Raw genomic sequence first — 2,171 nt, forward strand, 5'->3', positions numbered from 1 at the left:
CCGGCACCAGGCTCCCGGCGACCGCGGCGCCGGCCAGCAGCAGCGCGGCGATGAACCCGAGGATCAGGCCCGCGCCGGCGCTGCCGTCGGAGTCCAGCAGCTGCCACAGCAGGTACCAGAAGGCGAAGACCGTGAAGGCCACGCCGACGGTGCCGAGGTCGTGGCCGGCCACCTTGCGGGGCTGGGGCAGGCACCGGTTGACGACGATCAACGCCGCGCCGATCACGCCGCCCAGGAAGACGCCCAGGGCGAGGGGCAGGTGGCCCCAGGCGGAGGGGGACTCGAAGCCGTAGTCGTTGGTCCCGAGGTCGGCGATGTCGAGGAACGACGCGATGAACAGCAACAGCGCTGCTCCGATCACCACGCCGTCGCCCCGAGTGAGGGAGCGGATGTTCACTACAAGTCCTTCGTCGTCTCGTGTCGTCGTGTCGTGCCGGGCTCTGCCGCGGGATGGACCCTATCGTCCGCACCGTCACCGCGGGCACCCGGTGGGCCGGTCCACGCACGTCCGACGCTCATCCGCGCAGGAAACCCACGATTCCGCCGGAAATGCCCTGCGCGGCCTTCTGACGCCACGCGCCGCTGGTCAGCAGCGCGGCGTCCTTGCTGTTCCGCATGTTGCCGCACTCGATGAACACTTTGGGGACCTTCGACAGATTGAGACCGCCCAGATCCTCCCGCGTGACCAGACCGGTGCCGTCGCCCACGTAGTCGGAGGGCGCGCTGCCGGTGGCCCGCACGAAGTTGCCCGCGATGCGTTCGCCCAGCTCACGGGAGGGCTCGACGATGCCCCGGGTGTCGGCGCCGCCACCGGTGACCGGGCCGGGCAGGATCACGTGGAAGCCGCGGTCGCCCGCCGCGGAGCCGTCGGCGTGCACCGAGACCACCGCGTCCGCCTCCGCCTCGTTGCCGATCCGGGCCCGCTCGTCGATGCAGGGACCCCACGGGCGGTCGCCGTCCTGGGTCAACCGCACGGTGGCGCCCTGCTGTTCGAGCAGGGTGCGCAGCCGCCGCGACACGTCCAGGGTGAACCTGGCCTCCGCGTAACCGGCGTCGGTGGCGGTGCCGGTGGTGTCGCACTCCTTGGCGCCGTTCCCGATCCGCACGGCGCGGTTGATCTCGGTGGTGTGCGCCGCGTTCCCGGTGTTGTGACCCGGGTCGATCACCACGACCTTGCCCTTCAACGGCCCCGACCGCGCAGGGGGTTTGGCGGTGGACGCGGCGGACGGGGAGGAAGTGCCCGAGACGGAGGGGGACTTCGCGGGCGCGCCCGGCGAACTCCCGGACGCGGCAGAGGAGTCGGGTGACGCGGAGGAGGCGGCCCGCGAGCCGGCGCCGTCCCCGTCACCGCTCACCGCCCGCTGGACGACCACCCCGGCGGCGGCCAGCGCCACCACCAGGGCGGCGAGCAGCGCGCGGCGGCCGCGGCGGGAGGGCGGCGACGGACGGGGATCGAATTCCGGACCTGCGTACGACACGGGGGCGAGCCTAACGGGGCGGGCCCGGCCGGGTCTCAGACACCCGGCCCGGTCCGCCGCAGGACCCGCAGCGTGCCCGTCGCCGAGACCTCGGTGAACGCCCCCGACCCCAGGGCCCTCAGGTACACGCGGTACGGGGCCTGGCCGGTGAACTCGTCGAGCTTCACGGGGAAGACGTCGTGGATCACCAGCAGCCCGTCCTCGGCCACATGCGGCGCCCAGCCCTCGTAGTCGGCGTTCGCGTGCTCGTCGGTGTGCCCGCCGTCGACGAAGACCAGGCCGAGCGGCGCCCCCCACACCGCCGCCACCTGCGGCGAACGGCCGACCATCGCCACCACGTGCTCCTCCAGCCCGGCCCGGTGCAGGGTGCGGCGGAAGGCCGGCAGGGTGTCCATCAGCCCGATCTCCGGGTCCACCGTCCCCGGGTCGTGGTAGTCCCAGCCGGGCTGCTGCTCCTCGCTGCCCCGGTGGTGGTCCACGGTGAGCGCGACGACCCCGGCACGGCGGGCGGCGTCCGCCAGCAGGATCGTGGAACGCCCGCAGTAGGTGCCCACCTCCAGCAGCGGCAGGCCCAGGCGGGCCGCCGCGACGGCGGCCTCGTACAGGGCGAGGCCCTCGTCGACGGGCATGAAGCCCTTGGCGGCCTCGAACGCCGCCAGGATCTCGGGCGCGGGTCCGGCGGTCGCGGACATG

General features: G+C 73.7%; 3 protein-coding genes. All 3 read right to left on the minus strand.

What is annotated here, in order from left to right; all coding sequences use genetic code 11:
• Positions 1–397: DUF5336 domain-containing protein (locus HW445_RS28005; RefSeq protein ID WP_308800045.1), on the minus strand; the 397-nt coding region annotated here is incomplete at its 3' end.
• 118 nt (positions 398–515) lie between these two features.
• Positions 516–1,478 carry an N-acetylmuramoyl-L-alanine amidase gene (locus HW445_RS28010; RefSeq protein ID WP_180223654.1) on the minus strand — a complete coding sequence of 321 codons (963 nt, stop codon included), beginning with the start codon at positions 1,476–1,478 and terminating at the stop codon, positions 516–518.
• 35 nt (positions 1,479–1,513) lie between these two features.
• Complete coding sequence (locus tag HW445_RS28015) at positions 1,514–2,170, minus strand: class I SAM-dependent methyltransferase (RefSeq protein ID WP_180223655.1); 657 nt, start codon at positions 2,168–2,170, stop codon at positions 1,514–1,516.
• Between the last annotated feature and the right edge of the window lies 1 nt (position 2,171).

The organism is Streptomyces sp. UH6, from assembly GCF_013421635.1.
In the GTDB taxonomy this organism is placed as follows: Bacteria; Actinomycetota; Actinomycetes; order Streptomycetales; family Streptomycetaceae; genus Streptomyces; species Streptomyces abyssomicinicus.